Source organism: Paenibacillus sp. Lou8.1, assembly GCF_024213565.1.
GTDB classification, from domain to species: Bacteria; Bacillota; Bacilli; order Paenibacillales; family Paenibacillaceae; genus Paenibacillus; species Paenibacillus polymyxa_B.
Map to the genome: position 1 here is coordinate 125,434 of NZ_JANAVN010000011.1, position 18,200 is coordinate 143,633.

Genomic DNA, 18,200 nt, shown 5'->3' on the forward strand with positions numbered 1-18,200 from the left:
GGAGGGGATAACGTGCTGTATGCAGGTTTTTGGAAGCGAACTTTGGCTTATATCATTGATAGCCTTATTTTAGGATTTGTATTTATGATTATTGGATTGATCTGGGGTGTAATTCAGCTTTTTGGGAACTGGGCGCCATCTCCGGCAGAAACCTCTATGCTGACAGACGGGTCGACTGCTATTTTCACCATGCAATTATTGGGGCAAACTCTGATGAATTTGGGGGCTTCATGGCTGTATTTTGCGATCATGGAATCGTCCAAATGCAGAGCTACGGTGGGCAAGCTGGCTCTTGGTATCGTTGTAGTAGATGAATTTAACCAAAAGCTGAGCTTTGGACGTGCGAGTGCCCGCTACTGGAGTAAAATTTTATCGAGTATCATTTTGTGGATCGGTTTTATCATGGTAGGCTTTACGGCTAGAAAACAGGCTCTTCACGATCTGATCGCCCGTACCTATGTTGTGGACAAACGCGAGCTGGACTATATCCTTCGTGAGCAGGCTCAACGCGGAGCCGGGATGTAAAGGTAGATAAATAGATTCTAAGATCATAATGAACCGTAGTCTTCAAACAGGGGGAGCAAGATGGATATACGCAGATTTTTAGAAAAGAATATTCGCCTATTTACTGGATTACTTGGAGTAAGCAAAGCTCAACCCATCGATGATGCAGTTCCTGTTCCACCTCCTGCACCCGGTGTGAATCGGCTATCTGTTCCCCTAAATAAAGAAGAATAGAGAAAGGAGGGGAGCACCATGTTAACGCATATCGTTCCGAAGTTTGAGAAGGGCCGTATTCTAAAAACCGAGATGCTGGAGAACCTGCGAGACTACCCACGCAGTTTTCTGGATATCCGGTATCAGGATTTTTCGGATGGTATTATCACCGGAATGAACGTAACTGTCGGGGAGAACACGCTGACCATTGGTAGAGGCATCGTGAAGCACAAGGATAGACTATACCTGCTGGAGCAGGAGCAGGAAGTGCCGTATGCGGCTACAGGCCGGCTATCGGTGTTGAAGTTGCTCTTTTTGGAACAAACAGATCGCCCGGATTTCACAGCCCATCATGCAGATATCGTGCTGGAGGATGAGGCAGAGATCGGTCTGGATGAGATAGAGCTGGGCCGATTCAAGCTCAAAGATGGAGCCGTGCTTCGCTCGGATTATCAGGATTTTGCCGACATGGCAACCGAATTCAATACATGGAGTGATATTCATGCTCCTTTTGCGGGTTTGAAGCAGAGTACATTGCGCCCAGAGACGATGCGCTACTTCGCATCCGAGCTGCTTAAAAGTGGTGCCACAGATCCGATGGATTGTATGTTTGCGCTCATATGCCTGAACTCAGAAGCCGTAGACAGAGCTTCCATTCAGCATTACATTGCAAACCGAAATGGTGCGGAATACAGAGATTATTCTCATGCTCAGTTGCATAGACAGCTAGTTCTTATTCTAGAAGGCGCCGGACGTGGAAAACGAACAGCAGGCCGTTGGCAGGGCGGCGGAGCCGGACGGATGATTGTGGATTAGAAAATCAGGTAGAGGAGTGTGCATTATGAAATATTTGGACGAGGAAATTGCCAAGCTGGAAAAAAAGCAACGGAATCAACAGATTCCAAATAAACCTCCTGTTAACTCTGCGATGAATGATATAGAGCATGAAGAAGAGCAGCAGTGGAGGGGTGAAGATATCATTAATGGAGTAAAGGGAGGGAGTTTGGATAATGATGCCATTCAATTGGAATTTGGAAGGTTGAATGTAATGAAGACAAGTTTAAGTATAAACTTCCCAACAGATTTCTTTGTCTGCACCCTTGAAACTGATGAGCATATGGTTTTTAGCAATGACGAACATGAAATTAACGTTATTTTTAATTGGATAGAGGCAAAAGAAAAATTTTCTATGAAGCATATGAAAGATTCCATGCTTCAACAATTTCATGCGATGGAGATGCCGATCAGTTGGGTCGAGGATGGTACGGTTAATCATGGCCTATTTGAGCCTCATTATTGTCTGTTCACCAATAACGTGGCTAATGGAGTCGTGTTCAATTATTTATGCTTTGTAGAAAAAGGCAACCATCAGCTCATTATTAATGTAAACGGTAGTGATCGGCAACGAAACTTATGGAAGTGGATTACCGAAGGTATGATTTCATCACTGGAGGTGGACAGCAAATGAGTACGTCTATTCTTGCTTATGACAACGTCAAAATAAGTCCTTTTGAGCAGGTGAAGTTAAAAGAGTTAAAAATTATTCATCAAGTGAATGAACACGGCAAGCTTTCCTTTACTGGTACGATCACCGAAGAGCAAAAGGATAACTATGTTCACTCCATTCAAGCTCAGACACCAGTGGAAGTATACCAGGTTTTGGATGGCGGTGGACGGAAAGAGCTGTTTTGCGGATTAATTAGCATAATGGAAATTCAGAAAGTGCTTGATGTGTATTACCTCAAAGTGGAGGCCTATACCTACTCTTATTTATTGGATATGCAAATTAAAACCAGATCATATCAGAATGCATCAGTTACCTATTCACGTCTGGTTAAAGAAGTTGGCAGGGGATATGACGATTATGATGTTATATATTCCGCTGACCGCGATGAGAGTATTGGGGATTTTGTCCTTCAATATCACGAAACAGACTGGACCTTTTTAAAACGGATGGCTGCCCGTGTGAACACGGTACTAATGCCAGTGGGAAAATTTAAAAGCATAAAAACATTCTTTGGCATTCCTGATGATGAAGCAACTGAATGCCTGGAAAACTTTAATTATACCGTCAAAAAGAATTTGTCAGAATATTTGGTGCATTCCAAAAACCATCAGACAGACGTTCACGAGACGGATTTTGTGTATTACGAGATTGAAACTCATAAAATATTAAACCTAGGCGATGCTATTCGTTTTCAAGGTAGACCATATTTTATCCAGAAAATTATATCAACGATGGAAAAGGGACTAATCGTTCACCGCTATACGCTTGCAAGTCGCTTAGGCATCAATCGTGCCAAACCTTATAACGAACGGATACGTGGTGCTTCCATAGGGGGAAGGGTGCTGGCGATCAAGCGGGATACAGTAAAAGTTCACTTAGAAATTGATAATCATCAGGATGAAGGAACTGCCTATTGGTTTCCATATTCAACAGTGTATGCTTCAGAGGATGGAAGCGGCTGGTATTGTATGCCGGAAAAGGGAGACAGCGTACGAGTGAATTTACCGAGCCAATGGGAAGATGCGGCTTTTGCCCTCAGTTCAGTCAATTCGTATTCGGAGGATTCTGCCCAGCGCGGGAGCACTTCCGGTGGGGGAGGAAGTACATCGGGTGGAAGTAACGATTCTTCAGGTGATCGAATGTCTGATCCGAATGTACGATATTTCCGAAATCCAGCAGGGATGGAAGTTAAGCTCACGCCAGATCATGTAGAGATTTCAGCTAACGGGGGACAGGCGCTTGTAAAGCTGGAGGCTAGTGGTGCAGTTACAATCATCGGGCAAAAAGAAGTATCACTGCACTCTAAAGAAAACGTAAAAATTAGAGCTGAAAAGACATTGATGATGACCGCGACAGATGAAATTGTAATTGGAAGTGATAAGGGTGGAAAGATCACTCTGGATCAGACGGGAAATGCTAAGCTTGCAGGTACCGAAGTATTCACAAACTAATTTTCTTGTCAGCCTGAACTAGCAAGGGAGGTCAATATGAACGATGAAACGTCAGGAAGCTTTATTGCATTTAAGAGAAAATAGTGTCCTGAAATATCGTATAGAGCAGATTGCGGCCTTACATGAATACTTGATAAATAATCGTGATGAACTTGCGAGGCAAATTCTATCTGTTTTTAAGGATAGTTGTATACAAGCTCTAAACCTGCAGAAGAAATGTGATAAAGGAAAGATTCAGCATATACATTTTACTTTTTTCAGACATCGCGTGATTAATCATGATGCAAGCTGTCGGATATATTTTTATGATCATCAAGGCTATATGGACTCGGTAGAATGCGCGAAGGAATTTGATGCAAACTGGGTATTTAAATTTCTGGATATCTTTGAACGTCAGCTTACACAAGATAGTAAAAAGTATGTCAATAAAATTTATTCTGCAGATATATCTCAAATAAAGAGAGAAGAAGCATCGCTTTATGTAAACTACATGGCTAACTTGATAAGACATGTCATGAAAGATGCAGTAGAGACAGATGAGTTTTTAGCGTTAGGCAAGGACAGCGAGGTGTATATTCGTGTGGGTGAGTATAAGGATTTTAATGAGCTTGTGTATAAATTTGACTCTAAAGAGCAGCAAAGTGCTGAAGTTAGAAGCAGGCTGGACCCTAATGAAAATGATCAATATGCACACGAAAGTTTTAAGAATGTAGACCTCAGTCACATGTATTTCAAGTTAGTTAACTTATGCTACAGCCATTTTTCCAAAACTTCATTGGTAGGGAGCTATTTGGTAGGGTGCCCTCTCATCGGTGCAGATTTCCGTAGTGCTAATCTACAAGAGACCAGCTTGGATTACAGCTTAATCCATGGTGCGGATTTTAGAGGGGCCAATTTATGTAAAGCTCAACTAGAAGAGGTTCAGGGAAGTTTTGTTGTGCCCACAGAAAAGGAATTTCATATTCCCCCGTTTATGGAAACGAACTTTGCTGAAGCCAATTTAGAAGATGCGAGTTTCAAGGGAGCGGACTTGAGGGGTGCTAATTTTAGAGGGGCTTTGTTAAAACAGACGGATTTTTCCCAGGCCAATCTAGAAGGTGCTATGTTCCATCTGAAAGATATTCAAATGTTGAAGTTAAATAGACAACAGCTTGACAGTATACAAGTATTTTCTAATGACTGAATGATCGAAGTGTCACTAGACACAATGAATGGGTGTGTCAAGGAGGGAAATATGGAGTACTTTATCATTTCACAGGATAAAAGTCTTGAGGATCATCTGATCACATTCGAAGGACTAATAGCTGCCAACTCTACGTTGGAGGTAACAACGGATCAAGCAGACTCGATTAAAGACCTGACGGTTGTATTCGTAAATGGTGATGAAAACCGTGTTTGTCCGGATTTCATTGAACGTCCAGTACTACTCGTATCCGACACGCTAAAAAAAGTGATCTCTATGTATGACGAACATGTGATTTTTAAGTGTGCTGTATTAACAAATATCAAAATGGAAACCCAGAGCACCTACTGGCTGATGCTAGTTGACAGATTGGACTGTTTATCAGATCAAACTGTTTTTGATAAGGCAGGAAGAATACAACATATTGTTATTGATTCGGAGAAGACACGTGGACATGCTGCTTTTCGTATTAAAGGTATTGATGAGACGATGCTTGTGATCAACCTGGACATAACCGAAAGCATATTAAGGAGGGATTTGTTTGGCATGAAAATAGAAAAGGTAGAAACTTACAATGGGAGGCTGTCGCTATGAGTGGAGATAAGAGTTTTGTAGTGCACGGTGCCTTCGCATTTTGTGATCAGGGATCAAGACCAGCGAGAATCATCGTGCCTGCGAGTCATGGGGAATACATACATGAACAGCCTCAACTGAATATTCATGACTTTTTTCCTGAGCAAAATGTTCGTCCCTTTGGAGTGTGCAAGAGTCTCAGTAACCCGGCAGTACAAGCTGAAATGAAAAAGGTGGAAGAAGCCGTCAAGGCTCCTAAACAGGATGTTGGCTGGTTTGACTCATTATTTATGAAAGAAGAAGATATTCCTCTTGAGCAGCTCCCCCCGCCAGAATGTGTGGCTATGTGTACTCCTAAAATAGTAAGGCCTTGGGATTTTGGAAAAGAGGATGTCAAAGTGGGTCCGGCAGATGCGATGTTAAGCAGTTGCTGTAACTCTTGCTTGTTTGGTGGGAATATTTCCATTATTGATAATGGACAGCGCAAATAAGAATGCCAATGAAGAGAGGAGGCAAGTCGTTATGGAAACTTTTTATGCCGGCTTAATACTGGATTTTCCTTATAACATTCAGAGGATAGAAAAATTAAATTTTCTGCATAAAATGAATGAACATGCAGTTCTTCGTTTTAAAGCGGTTATTCCTGATGCTCAAAGCGAAAGCCTGCAGAAAATGAGTGTTGATGATAAGGTTTCACTTTTTAAAGCTCACCCGATAAATGCTGAAAAGGAAAATCCACTATTTAGAGGGATGATCAAGCGAGCAGCCGTAAAGTATGTGCAGGGAGTTCATTTTTTAGAGGTTGAAGCTGTATCATTCACGTACCAGATGGATTTGGAGTGGAAGAAGCGATCGTTTCAAAACAAGCAAAAAACGTACGGGCAAATTGTAGACAACCTATTGGAAGATTACCCTGGAGCACATTGTTCAGATGAAACAATAGGGAATATTGAGACAGGGCAGTTACTACTACAATATGAAGAGACGGATTGGCAATTCATCAAGCGTATGGCCTCTCATTTAAATACTGTTGTGATCTCTGTTATGTCCGAAGAAACTCCGTCTCTTTTACTGGGCATACCAGAGGGGCAGGAAACTGGTAAGTTGGAAAATGACTCTTATACGATGCAAAGTCGTTTTGGATCAACAACCCAAATGGGATATGAGGCTAATCATACTTTGTTTAGTGTGGAGAGCAGAGTGGCATTAAGACTGGGAGCACAAGTTGATTTTCAACATAAACCGTATGTTGTATGTGAAGTAGCAGCATCTGTTGTCAAAGGGGAACTGCTATATACATATACCTTAACTTCGCGAAGTACGATCAAAACCAATAAAATAATGAATACTGCTATACAGGGGCTTTCTTTGGAGGGGCGGATCACACAGATATCCCGTAATCAAATCAAACTGCATTTGGATATTGACGCCACAAATGACGATGCAGGTACTTGCTGGTTCCCCTATTCCACAGGTATGGACAATCAAAGTGCCTACATGATGCCTAAGTCAGGCTCTCCAGTCAAGCTTCATTTCCCAACAGCTTTGGAAACAGGAGCTATTGCGGTAAGCTCCGTTCGAAGAGGGGCTGAACAAAGCAAATATAGTCAGAAATCTTCCGATCCTGTTATCAAGTCATTAACCAATGACTCAGATAAAGAAATGAAGCTAACTGGGCAGGATATTGTATTTGCGGCTAATAGTCAGGAAAGCATTAAGTTCCAGCTTACAGGTGACGGAAAGGTAGAAATCCTCTCCGATACGGATATGTGTGTTAAGGCGACCACGGATTTTAAAATTAATCTTGTTGGTGAATTACCAGCTCCAAAACAAATTCAATTGACAGCTGGCGAACTCGTTGCAATCTCCCGTAGCCCGGTTGAAGGAGTAAATCCTGAACAGGTGATCTGGATTGAAGACAAGACAAACGCTCAAGCCGCCACGATATATTATGAGGGAGAACCAGGTAAAGCACCAGCAGTACAATACGATGATAGTGCTCTAATTGCTCAGGATAAGCAGGTGATGGAACAGGTAAATAATAATGCGGCAGCTAAACGTCAAGCCCTCGTGAATAAGTTGGAGGCAGGCAAGCAAAAAGTAGGCTTTGGAAAAATAGCCATGATTATTGGAGCAGTGGCTGTGGGTGTTGCGGTAACTGTTTTAACAGCGGGTGCAGCTGCTCCTTTAGTTGTGGCTGCTGCCAGTGTCACACTCGCTGCAGGAGCTACAACAATGGTAGTCGCTGCCAGTGAGTCTAGTGAGGGACAGCAGGATATCGCCAAAGCGAGAGTAGGTGATCTCTCTCAATCGTATAACTTCATGCGAGATACCGTTCTGGGAGGAAATCAAGAGTTATATGATGTGGTTAAATATGGGGCCGTAACGGTTTCGGTGGCCGGAGTAGCGTTTCTCACTGGAGGTGCAAGTGCTCTCATTGTTCCTTCCATAGGTGGAGGAATTAATACAGGCATTACGGCTATATTTGATCCTAATGCCCATCCAGGCGAGACGCTCATTGGACACTATATGAACAGCTTTAGTAATGGATTTATCAGTGCAACTGTCGCCGGAAAATTTATGACAGGAGTAAAATGCGGTACAGGTGCTCTCAATATATATTCACGTCTTGTAGCAAGTGGAGTTGCAGCCGGAACGGTTCAAGACGTGATGAATACTGGACAAACAGATCTTAAATCTAACTTGACCCGAAGCCTTGTAGGAGGAGCATTTTCTTTTGCAGGTAATAACAAGATCAGCTCTTATCTATCCTCAGTGGTAGGCGATATGTCAGGTTCTATGGCGGATGATTACCGAAAGCATGGGAATGTCAAAGAGTCGCTAACGGTAGAGAATTTAAAAAAGTCTCTGATATCTAGTATAGGAAATCTTGTTACACGCGGAGATCCGATTGATGTTGTGAAGGGTAGATTTTATTTTACGGCTACAGATATGGTGGTTCAGGATATTGGTCAGATTGAGATGGTCCGAAGTTATACTTCCACTAACTCCATGACAGGCGGCACGGGGCGTGGTTTTACCTTTACTTACGAGAGCTCCATTCGGCGGATGGAAGATCATATCCTGGTCATATGCACGGATGGACATTATGAACATTTTATTGAGCAAGACGGTCAGTGGATTAATGAGATCGGAGGAAAACAGGATTACAACCTCTCGGAGAATTCTGTTACCAAAGAGTATCGCTTAACCGATAAAGAGCGTCGAACTTATATCTATGATCAGGATGGACGACTGCTGAAAATCAAGGATCGCTCTAACAATGAAACGTTGCTGGAATACGATGTGGAAGGATTGTGCAAGTTAACGACCCCGGGTGGTAAGGAGATCACCTTCACCTATTCAGGTGGCAAACTTTATAGCATCACTGATAATATAGGCAGAACAGTGAAGTACGAATATGAAGGAGATTTTCTGACTCGTGTAACGTATCCGAATGCGGGAGTGACGTCATATGTCTATGATGCTAAGGGAAGAATTGACGCAATCACGGACCAGAATGGGCATAGGTATGTCCGAAATCAATATGATCAACATGATCGGGTAATCAGGCAGTGGGATGCGGACGATCACGTTACGGATATTGAATACGATGAGGCGAAACGGAGAACTACTTTTACGTATCATGCCACAGGAGTCGTCGAGAATTTTGAATACAATACTGATGATCTGGTGACGGATACGATCTACAGTGATGGAACTCGTGAGTCTTTTACGTACGATGCGCATCAAAATAAATCAAGTCATACGGATACTATGGGTCACACCACAAAATGGGCATATAATATCTTTGGTAATCTTGCGGAAGAAATCCGTCCAGACGGAACTCGTACTGAGCGTCAATACGATCAGGATCAAAATCTGACTCAGATTGCTGTTAACGGCGTAACAGAGAAATGGTTCACGCATGATGCCATGGGAAGGCTGATCGAAGAGAAGACCAGTATTGCGGATGGAACGCATGCGGTCATTTCTTATATGTATGATCCGCAAGGACGGATATTGAGCAGCACGGATACACTCGGTCACACGACGGTTTATTCGTATGGAACAGATCATACAGATGCGCCGACTCAGGTGCAAGATGCAGAGGGCAATAAATACCTATATACATTTGATGATGCTGCGCGAATGATGAGCATTACCACGGCCTACGGAACGGTAGAGTTTGAATACAATCATTTGAATAAGCGTACACGCATCGTAGATGCTGAAGGCAACACTACATTAATGTTCTATGATAAGATGGGCAATTTGGTCAAAAAAGTGCTCCCTAACGATTATGTCGCCCGTATAGACAATGGCAAAGGCATCGAATATCGGTACGATGCGATGGATCGTCTGGTTCGGATGACGGATCTGGCTCAGAACGTATCCCGTACTCGGTATGACATTAACGGTAACATTTTAAAAGAGATTGAACCGAACTACTATAACCATGTTGAAGATGATGGACCTGGCACGGAGTATGAGTATGATCATCGGGGACGCAGGATCAAGGTAAGGTATCCAGATAGTGGCATCGCTCGCATGAAATACGATGCGAACGGAAATATGATCAAAATGATCTTACCAGAACATTATGATCCGATTATGGACGATGGACCTGGCACCGAGTATGTATATGATGTCATGAATCGCTTGGTTCAGATCACCGATGCAGAGGGCCATGTCAGTCGCCGGTTCGTGTATGATCATGCAGGGCGTGTAACGAAAGCAATAGATGGCAAGGGTTATGCTAGTGAAACAAACGACAGTGAACGTTTCGGCACACTCTATGTATATAATACGGCAGGCTGGCTAATTGAAAAGCGCGAACCTGTGGAGGAATCCGATCAAGTCTTGTATCGTCTGACCTTGTACCGTTATGACCAAGCCGGAAACCTGCTGGAAGAGAAACGGACTCAGGAGTATGTCAGCGAAACGGATTATGCGGAGACCTATCAAAGTGTTCGTTACAGCTATGACCGGAATCATCGGGTGATCGCCATTGCGGATGATACTGGAGCGGAAATTCACTATACGTACGATTGTCTGAACCAGAAAACGTCGGAAAGACAGAAACTGAACGAGCAAAAGGATCGGTTGATCCGCTACGAATATAACAAAACCGGATGGTTGCAACGGCACGTAGAAGTGCTGAATGCTAATGATCTGACCGATCGTGTACCGGGCTTGGTAAATGCAGTTACATCTTACGGATATGACCGTAACGGCAATGTGGTCGAGATCGTGACCCCGGAAGGATATCAAACTGAGATTAGCTACGATGCCGTTGATCGAATGGTTCAGATCAGTCGCCGGGAGAGTACAGATGCCCGGACCAGCAGCGTCTATTTGAAATATGACCGCACGGGTAACGTGATAGAAGAGACAGATACGAACGGCAGTAAGGTAACCTATACGTATGACCCGGTGAATCGGCGTATCCGCATGATCGGAAAACGCGGGGGTACCACGCGTCTGTTCTATGACAAGACGGGGAATATCGTGAAGCAAGTCACGCCGAATCAGTATGATCCGGCTATCGATGACGGTCCGGGAATGACCTTCACCTATGACCGCCTGAACCGGTTAATTGAAGTGGCTAATCCGTATGGTCAGATCATGGAGCGAAGCCGATATAATGAGTTTGGTGAACTGGTCAGCAAAATGGATGGCGGTGTTGGAGTCGAATATACGTACACTCTTGGTGGCCGAGTGAAGCAAGTGATGACACCAGCCAAGGCAGGACAAGGCATCGTAAAGCAAGAATATATATACGATGCTGCAGGCAACATTACTGGCATTCGAGATGGTGAAGGCCATCTGACTCGCCATACTGTAGACGGTTGGGGCAAGATCACAGCCCTCCACAAAGCGGACGGTAGCACGGAGCAATACCGCTACGACTATGCAGGGAATATCGTCAGCTCGACGGATGGAAACGGTCAAACGACGCAGTATGACTACAACAGCTTGGGCAAGCTGTCTGCTATACAGGACCCGGGCCAGCAGAAGATGCTGTATCAATATGACACCGAAGGCCGCTTGGCCCGGCAAACGGACCGTAACGGCAAGGTCATCGAGTATGCATATAACTTCAATGACCAGTTGATCAAACGTCGTGAAATGTCGAGTGGTATGGAAGAATCCTACATGTACCGGGAAGACGGTTTGCTGCAAAGGGCGACTAACGAGCATACACGATATGATTATACGTACAATGAAGATGGTTTACTGACGGGTAAATATGTGAGCAGTAGCAGTGGGAATATGAGTGCAGCGTTTGCCAGCCTGATGAGTACCAACGCGGCAGAAGATCGTAATCCGGGCCATAAAATACTGGGTTACGAATATGATGTGGAAGGCAACCGGATTGCTCAGACGGATGCAGGAGGCCGGACTACGGAATACCGCTATGATTTGGTTGGGCGTGTCTCCGAGATCCGGCAGGATCAAGAACTGCTGGCGAAGTATGGATACGTACACGGCAACCGTGTGGCTTCCATTTTGTATGGCAACGGCATAGAGATGGCATACGACTATGATGCAGATGGAAATGTCTCGAAGCTGCAAGTGCAATCGCCGGATGGAAATCCGCTCCTACAGCACCGTTATGAATATGATAACAACGGTTACCAGATCACCCGGGACGAAAACGGAAAACGAACAAAGTATCGCTACGACGCCATAGGGCAGCTGGTGGAAGCCGAATACCCGGGATGGGGAACGGAACGTTTATCGTATGATGCGGTGGGGAATCGGTTAAGTCGGCTATGGAACGACCACAAAGCGAGCTATACGTACGATTCACGCAACCGTTTGCTGTCCGTTTTGGAAGAGGCGCTGGGTGAAGACTCGAATCAGGAAACAGGATCGCGAGGACAGCAGACGCGTTACGAATATGATCACCAAGGGAATCTGCTGAGAGAGCGAAGCGGACAGGAAAATATCTCTTACGCATATGATGCCTTTAACCGAACGGTGAAGGCAGAGAAGTCCGACGGTAGCTATATCCGCCACCTGTATGATCCGGAAGGACTGCGAAACGGAGTCGAGGAGAACGGAACCCATCGTCGATTTGTGTATGACGGCTGGCATATGGTGAATGAACTGGATGAGCAAGCCCGAGTCCAGACCTCATTTGTGCGCGGACATGAGTGGTTGGCCCGGATGGACGAGGTAGGGAATCCGTCTTATTATGTAAATAACACACACGGAGATGTCCTGCATCTGACCGACCGTAAGGGCGGAATTCAGAATAGCTACGAATATGATGCGTTCGGGAATACGCTGTCGATGGCGGAACAGATCGAAAACCGCTTCCGCTATGCGGGAGAGACGTGGGACAGTGTAACGCAGCAGTATTATCTGCGAGCGCGTTTTTACAATCCGGCCATTGCCCGTTTTACTCAGGAAGATACGTATCGCGGGGATGGACTGAATCTGTATGCGTATGTAGGGAATAATCCGATCCACTACGTGGACCCGAGCGGGTACATGCGCGACTGTGGTGATGGGAATGTTTATGAAGGTAAGGACTCTTCCAATGAAATACTTTTCGGACAAAAGCGTGTATCTGACACTTTCAATATGAATAGTGGGGCCCCAGAATATATTGTGGGCAGAAAGCTTGCGGATGTTGCTGAAGATTTAAGAACAGGAGTATTGCATTCGGACCAATTTGAAGTCAAATACTTTATTGATCCAAAAACGGGGAAAAGGGTTGCTGAGAGCAATAGAACCCTCACTGTTTTGAGTATGGCTGGTATAAAACCAACTAAAACAAAAGAAATAATACCGGATAAAGCCATATTAAATCGTTTGACAGAGGCTCCAATAAGACAACGCGGTCAAAAATTTGAGATGCCGGGTAGAAGTATTCCGATAACTCCTGGCCCTAAAAATCTCGAAATAATAGACATAGTCACACTTCCAGAGTAATTGAAAGGAGTAAATTAATGGAAAAACAAATACTTTATCCAGTAGAAGTACCTTGGCAAATAAGTCCGTCTCACGATTTTATAGAATTTATAGGAGAAGAATCAGAAGTTAAAATAAAATTTTTAATTAATTATAACGCTAAAACAAGAGAGCGTGAAATTAATTATTTATGTAAACAGTATGGTGACGAAGAGAAAATACCAGATGAAATTTGGAATAGGATTGGACATGCAATTATAGAGATTAATTTTGCTCAGGTTCACTTTTTTAGCAAAACTGTATCACAGCAAGAATTTGGACTATTAGATCCAGAGAAATTTGATTTAAGTCAAATAGCAAGTTTAGATGGGGTTCTATGGAATGAAACAAATATTTGTCCTGATCCTAGCTTTTATGAAGTAATAAACTCTAATCTGAAAAATAGTCTAGGTATTGACTCTTTAAGTGTAAGACATTGGTTAATTTTGGGGCATGATGTTTTTTTGAATATATTAGCTCCAACATTTAACTGGGAAGTAGTTTAGTGAAGCAATTTATTCAATGTTTTAAATTGAATTTAAACCAATTAAGTTAATTGCTTCTAAATAAAAAAATTAAAATAGCAAAACACCTTTTTATATAGTGATGATTGTTCTACACTGTCTTTTCACTAAAAAAGGGTGTTTTTCTTCTTTACAAATAGCGGTTTATCCTATCATATCATGTAATTGAGTGGAATTTCTTTCTGCTGAATATGTCGGCAAACGAGCATACACGATACGATTATGTGTGAAGACGGTTTGGTGAACAGCAAATAATATTAGGTTAATAATAGTAGAAATATAAGCGTAGTATTTAGTAACAAAACTGCAGGAAATCGTAGGTCAGGCTGTAAAAATCCTAGCTTACGAATATGATACGCAAGGCCGAGCGACGGCTCAGACCATGCAGGAGACCGGACTATAGAATACAACTGATCTGGTCGGACGAGTGTCTGTAATCTTCAGGCTCAGGAGCTACTGGAGAAGTACGGACACGGCATGGTAACCGTATAGCTTCCGTTCTATACGGCAACGGTATTGAGATGGCATATGATTTGATGCAGACGGAAATGTCACGAAGCTGTAAACTCAATGGCCGGACGGAAGTTCGTTCCTACATCATCGTTATGAATATTGATAACAACGGTCACCAGATCGACCATAACGAGGAAATGGAAAAGAGCTCGGAGAAAGTATCCAAGGGCAAACATCAAGAAACTTATGGGAAGGTTATAGAAGATGCTTTTAAGGTATTGCTTGCTAAATTGTATTCTAAAGAATAGTGGGTGGAGTTTTGTTAATATAGAATTTGAATCATCATTTAACCAATTCAAAATCAAGAACCTAAAAACTTTTGAAGAAATGTGCAATCTTGTCTTGCCAAATTATTATAAAGAAAATTAATGTATCGTAACGGAGGTAAGACTGTTCGAAGAAGATTTGAAACAAAAGATCAGAAAATAACATCGTCTATTATGTTATTTCTACACTTAGTAAAGAAACGGAGAGTAATCTAGTATACTACTATAAAAAATATAATGGTGGCAAAATAATCCCTTCTAACTTTATTCCTATTGGAATAGATCCTGCAGATAGTCTTATATGTCTTTCTGTTAATGAGGAGGATCAAGGAATAGTTTATTTCGTGATATGGATTATTTCGAAGAGGACAATGAGTTGAAACCCGAATTCATTAAACTAGTATCTTCAAGTTTTAGTGAGGTTGTAAATTCACTCTTCCAGCCAGATTGATTCCAAAATATAGTAATCTCCTAATATGGAAACAGGACTCTCTAAAGTCCAAAAGTCCGCTTTAGGGGATCTATTTTTTACTCTGGCTGCTCTCTTGGGGTGTGGCGGGGGCAGGTGGAGCAATTTCAACGGCGGCTCCGATAACATTCACAACACGGCTATTAACTGGTGTCGCTGCAATGATTGTTGCCACCAGCGAGTACAGTGAAGGAACTAGTGATATCGCTAAAGTCAGACAAGGTGATCTGTCCCAGTCTCGGAGCGGGCTTTGGCAAGCTGAATAAGTAGTATGGTGACATTATCAAATGCTGGTGAATAGCTACAACCTCAAAAACAAGCAATGAACTTGTAGAGGGTTTTTCAATAATTAGCTTACTTCTAATCAATCGACCCTATGAAATCCTATATATTCTTTTAAATAAAAAAGTTGACATATGTTTAAAAACAGAAAAAAAGTCACTAAGACTAAAGTCACTTGTTATATGAATTATGCATTCCTTAATCTGCTGAAATTCTACATTTTTATGCAAGACGGATGTGTTCGAAATTAAGCTAGAAGTCAACGGGGGTGTCGTATCAAGGAATAAGCCCTGTTTAGGAATTCATAAATAGGAAGCTAGAACGGATAAGTAGTGCCATTGCGCAATTGTGCTTGTCCTTCATGAGTTTTTCTTATCGCTCATTCACATTTTATTAATTCAGTTCAATTAGATTAGAATATTTGCATACATATGCATAAAAATGAGTATTAAGTCTCGGAAACTCCCTTTGCCACTGTGAATTGACAAAATAAGAAGCAGTGGCTAATATGGTTGGGGATACGGGAGATATTGGAATTTATAAAGGGCTAATGAGTTTTGAACAAGAGACTAGATAACAGATGTAGTAGCAAAATGAAATGGAGCCAAACGATTTTTGGAGCGCTGTTGGCGCTTAGTCTGGTGTTACTCAGTGGGGGGAACGCGTGGGCCTCATCCAATGAACAATTAAAATGGATTGAAGGTGGCCGAAAGGTAGACCTGGGAAAAATGGCTGCGGTCGAACTGGACTCATCTCTTCTTTTCCTAGATGCAGCTAACACAGCAAAGATAAGCGAAATGAATCACGAGAAGCCATCTGGTAAAGAAATTGGGAGTATATTTCCGAAAGATGAAAATCAAAATTGGGAAGTTGTTTTTGAATACTATGAACTTGGACACATCAAGGATGATGAAAAAGAAGACATCGATGCGAATGCCATTCTAGATAGTTATAAAGAGGGTACGGAAGAGAGTAACAAGGAAAAAGCGGAAAGTGATCGTCTGTATGTTACGGGCTGGGATGTGGAGCCTTTTTATAATGAAGCGAGCCATAATCTAACCTGGTCTATGTTGGCGGAGGATGGGAACAAGGAAAAGTTGATCAATTATAATGTTCGTTTGCTCACTCGTCAGGGTTATATCTCTGCAATATTAGTGTCCGATCCTGCGCATTTGGACGCAGATAAGAAGTTTTTGAATGAGAATATATTACCCAAGCTGACAGTCAAATCAGGTGAGCGGTATGAGGATTTTAATGCTTCAACGGACAAAATTTCCGAATACGGCCTAACCGGATTGATTTTGGGAGGAGCAGGCTTGGCAGTAGCTAAAAAAGTAGGCTTGTTGGCATTACTCATTGCTTTTTTTAAGGGCGCGGGAATTAAGGTTATCATACTTATCGGTGCAGCTTGTGCGGGTGTGTTTGGTGTGATAGGCAAGTTTTTTGCCAAATTATTTCGCAAGAAAAAATCGGAATCCATGCACAATGAAACGAACGTCCAGGATCAGTCAGAAACACTTCAGTAAAGATAAAGAAACAATCCATAAAATTTGCTGATAAAAAGGGGATGGTGGTTGAGCGCAAATCACAATCTCAGGCAGCCTGAAAAGCACACCTGGATACGTAACTTGAGCACAACAATATGAACAGATGATCATGGTGACGTTAGACCCGTGAATCATCTGTTTTTCGTTTTTTTATCCCTTGTAATACTTTCGGTACACCGCGGGCGTAGTGCCTTCATACTTTTTGAATATTTTGATGAAATACCCTGGCTCATTGAAGCCGAGCTCGCTACTGATCTGGGATACCGGAATATCTGTAGCTTCGAGCAACTGCTTCGCCCATTTAATCTTCAGGCGGGAAAGATAGCTGGAAAAGTTCTCCCCCGTTTCCTTCGCAAACAGCCGACTAAAATAGCTTGGGCTAATGTGGCACAAGTCAGCCAAGGCTTTCAGAGAAAAAGTTTCACCTTTGTGCTCAAAAATATATTCGAAGGCGGGTTTTAGTACGGGATTTCCGCACGAAATATCCACCTCTCCTGAGGAATTCAGATAGGCATCTGCTAAGAAATTATTCATTTCTTTCTTAAGGTTTTCGATATGCTCCAACGAGTAGCCAGGAAGGATCTCGGACAACTGTGGAGTGGACTGTGTGGCCGACGCCTTCTCGAACATTTCTGCGAGAAGATTTTTGTTCATCGCTTCTTCAACAATATAATTACACAATAAGGATAACATGCTGGAGATCGTCTGAATTTCCTGATAGGTCATGGACGGCAGATCGGCGTAGTCGTTCTTAAGTTCTTCCCATTTGGAACTGTACAGTTTTTCATTTTTTGAGGTGAGGATTTGCTCGAGATGTAAGGCGCTCGAAGGATCGGCTAAGCGGACCTGACCTGCCATGACGGCGCCGATGTACTTATCGTCGATAATGATCGGTACCGCGATGTCGATGATATCATAATGACAGAGATAAATATAAGGTTTGTTGGAACGCACCGCTTCAAGTCCACCACGAGAGTCACATTTTTGGCAGTAAGGAAGGAGATTCACATCCTGGCGAACCTTTTTGCAGAACGATTGGCATTGGCTGTGGCTAGTTACGGGATTCCCTTTATAATCGACGGTGAGAATGGCTAATTTGGTAACGGATGCTAATGAATCCTGCAACTGCTCCCACTTTTTCAAATCAAAGATTTTCTGGATGCTCAAATGTTCACGTATCAAGATTCTCATCCCTTAATGGTA

The 18,200-nt window shown here is 42.8% G+C and carries 14 protein-coding genes; 13 read left to right on the forward strand and 1 reads right to left on the reverse strand.

Going from position 1 to position 18,200, the window contains the following annotated elements; all coding sequences use genetic code 11:
- The first annotated feature begins 12 nt into the window (after positions 1-12).
- From NLX78_RS16960 to NLX78_RS17020, 13 genes are all read left to right on the forward strand, one after another.
- Entirely contained in the window at positions 13-525 is a 513-nt protein-coding gene (locus NLX78_RS16960) for an RDD family protein (protein ID WP_322162239.1), read from the forward strand.
- Between the two features lie 60 nt (positions 526-585).
- On the forward strand, positions 586-738 hold the full coding sequence (locus NLX78_RS16965; RefSeq protein ID WP_023989850.1) for a hypothetical protein: 153 nt from the start codon (positions 586-588) through the stop codon (positions 736-738).
- A gap of 18 nt (positions 739-756) precedes the next feature.
- Positions 757-1,533 (forward strand): DNA and RNA helicase, encoded by a 777-nt coding sequence (locus NLX78_RS16970; protein ID WP_254351040.1) that lies wholly within the window; start codon positions 757-759, stop codon positions 1,531-1,533.
- 25 nt (positions 1,534-1,558) lie between these two features.
- On the forward strand, positions 1,559-2,185 hold the full coding sequence (locus tag NLX78_RS16975; RefSeq protein WP_254351041.1) for a hypothetical protein: 627 nt from the start codon (positions 1,559-1,561) through the stop codon (positions 2,183-2,185).
- On the forward strand, positions 2,182-3,675 hold the full coding sequence (locus tag NLX78_RS16980; protein ID WP_254351043.1) for a phage baseplate assembly protein V: 1,494 nt from the start codon (positions 2,182-2,184) through the stop codon (positions 3,673-3,675). The genes NLX78_RS16975 and NLX78_RS16980 overlap by 4 nt, the downstream gene beginning before the upstream one ends.
- A gap of 43 nt (positions 3,676-3,718) precedes the next feature.
- Complete coding sequence (locus tag NLX78_RS16985; protein WP_254351045.1) at positions 3,719-4,858, forward strand: pentapeptide repeat-containing protein; 1,140 nt, start codon at positions 3,719-3,721, stop codon at positions 4,856-4,858.
- 51 nt (positions 4,859-4,909) lie between these two features.
- A complete protein-coding gene (locus NLX78_RS16990; protein WP_254351047.1) occupies positions 4,910-5,452 on the forward strand; it encodes a hypothetical protein in 543 nt (180 codons plus the stop codon).
- Positions 5,449-5,922: a DUF4280 domain-containing protein gene (locus NLX78_RS16995; protein WP_254351048.1), complete on the forward strand. Its 474-nt coding sequence runs from the start codon at positions 5,449-5,451 to the stop codon at positions 5,920-5,922. Before NLX78_RS16990 ends, NLX78_RS16995 begins: the two co-directional genes overlap by 4 nt.
- Before the next feature lie 31 nt (positions 5,923-5,953).
- Positions 5,954-13,378, forward strand: a complete 7,425-nt coding sequence (locus NLX78_RS17000) for an RHS repeat-associated core domain-containing protein (RefSeq protein ID WP_254351049.1) — start codon at positions 5,954-5,956, stop codon at positions 13,376-13,378.
- 17 nt (positions 13,379-13,395) lie between these two features.
- Positions 13,396-13,902 carry a hypothetical protein gene (locus tag NLX78_RS17005; RefSeq protein WP_254351051.1) on the forward strand — a complete coding sequence of 169 codons (507 nt, stop codon included), beginning with the start codon at positions 13,396-13,398 and terminating at the stop codon, positions 13,900-13,902.
- A gap of 566 nt (positions 13,903-14,468) precedes the next feature.
- Positions 14,469-14,681 carry a hypothetical protein gene (locus tag NLX78_RS17010; protein WP_254351054.1) on the forward strand — a complete coding sequence of 71 codons (213 nt, stop codon included), beginning with the start codon at positions 14,469-14,471 and terminating at the stop codon, positions 14,679-14,681.
- Between the two features lie 570 nt (positions 14,682-15,251).
- Complete coding sequence (locus NLX78_RS17015; RefSeq protein ID WP_254351055.1) at positions 15,252-15,434, forward strand: hypothetical protein; 183 nt, start codon at positions 15,252-15,254, stop codon at positions 15,432-15,434.
- A gap of 609 nt (positions 15,435-16,043) precedes the next feature.
- Complete coding sequence (locus tag NLX78_RS17020) at positions 16,044-16,976, forward strand: DUF2167 domain-containing protein (RefSeq protein ID WP_254351056.1); 933 nt, start codon at positions 16,044-16,046, stop codon at positions 16,974-16,976.
- Positions 16,977-17,147: 171 nt separating this feature from the next.
- On the opposite strand, the gene NLX78_RS17025 is transcribed toward NLX78_RS17020, so the two are convergent.
- Positions 17,148-18,179: a PocR ligand-binding domain-containing protein gene (locus tag NLX78_RS17025; protein WP_254351057.1), complete on the reverse strand. Its 1,032-nt coding sequence runs from the start codon at positions 18,177-18,179 to the stop codon at positions 17,148-17,150.
- Positions 18,180-18,200: the final 21 nt, after the last annotated feature.

Coding starts and splice junctions, on each gene's coding strand:
- NLX78_RS16965 (WP_023989850.1), top strand. CDS start 586: ATGGATATACGCAGATTTTTAGAAAAGAATATTCGCCTATTTACTGGA.
- NLX78_RS16970 (WP_254351040.1), top strand. CDS start 757: ATGTTAACGCATATCGTTCCGAAGTTTGAGAAGGGCCGTATTCTAAAA.
- NLX78_RS16975 (WP_254351041.1), top strand. CDS start 1,559: ATGAAATATTTGGACGAGGAAATTGCCAAGCTGGAAAAAAAGCAACGG.
- NLX78_RS16980 (WP_254351043.1), top strand. CDS start 2,182: ATGAGTACGTCTATTCTTGCTTATGACAACGTCAAAATAAGTCCTTTT.
- NLX78_RS16985 (WP_254351045.1), top strand. CDS start 3,719: ATGAAACGTCAGGAAGCTTTATTGCATTTAAGAGAAAATAGTGTCCTG.
- NLX78_RS16990 (WP_254351047.1), top strand. CDS start 4,910: ATGGAGTACTTTATCATTTCACAGGATAAAAGTCTTGAGGATCATCTG.
- NLX78_RS16995 (WP_254351048.1), top strand. CDS start 5,449: ATGAGTGGAGATAAGAGTTTTGTAGTGCACGGTGCCTTCGCATTTTGT.
- NLX78_RS17000 (WP_254351049.1), top strand. CDS start 5,954: ATGGAAACTTTTTATGCCGGCTTAATACTGGATTTTCCTTATAACATT.
- NLX78_RS17005 (WP_254351051.1), top strand. CDS start 13,396: ATGGAAAAACAAATACTTTATCCAGTAGAAGTACCTTGGCAAATAAGT.
- NLX78_RS17010 (WP_254351054.1), top strand. CDS start 14,469: ATGTCACGAAGCTGTAAACTCAATGGCCGGACGGAAGTTCGTTCCTAC.
- NLX78_RS17020 (WP_254351056.1), top strand. CDS start 16,044: ATGAAATGGAGCCAAACGATTTTTGGAGCGCTGTTGGCGCTTAGTCTG.